The following is a 413-nucleotide window of genomic DNA, read 5'->3' as shown; positions in this document are numbered from 1 at the left end:
ACCGACTTCCTCGTCATCGGCGCCGGCAACGCCGGTATGATGGCCGCCGGCACCGCGAGCGACCTCGGCCTCGACTTTATCGTAGCTGAGAAGGGCACGAGCGTGGGCGACACCCGCGAGTACGTGGGCGCCATCAACTCCAAGTACGCCCTGGAAGTGGCCGATTCAGTCGATGAGATGAAGGTGCTCAACGAGCTGACGCGCTATGCTTCGGGCCGCGTGGACCAGCGCGTCTTCAAGACCTGGCTTCGCGAGGGCAAGGAGATGATCGAGTGGATCACCCCCATCATGGAGGCCAACGGAAAAACCCTCGGCGTCACCCCCATGGAGGCCGATCATCCCACTGGCGGCACCTACTACTTCGCCCCCACCATCGAGCACTTCTTCAACCCCACTTACGAATACCCCATGCG

Annotated in this window: 1 protein-coding gene; it reads left to right on the top strand. The window is 62.5% G+C overall.

Annotation, left to right across the window (positions count from 1 at the left end; all coding sequences use genetic code 11):
* A partial coding sequence (locus NE591_RS12815; protein ID WP_256156809.1) for an FAD-binding protein occupies nucleotides 1–413 on the top strand: 413 nt, incomplete at both ends.

The organism is Adlercreutzia sp. DFI.6.23, assembly GCF_024462535.1.
GTDB lineage: Bacteria > Actinomycetota > Coriobacteriia > Coriobacteriales > Eggerthellaceae > Adlercreutzia > Adlercreutzia rubneri.
The sequence above is the reverse complement of the archived record's forward strand: the minus strand, read 5'-3'. Positions and strand labels throughout refer to the sequence as shown.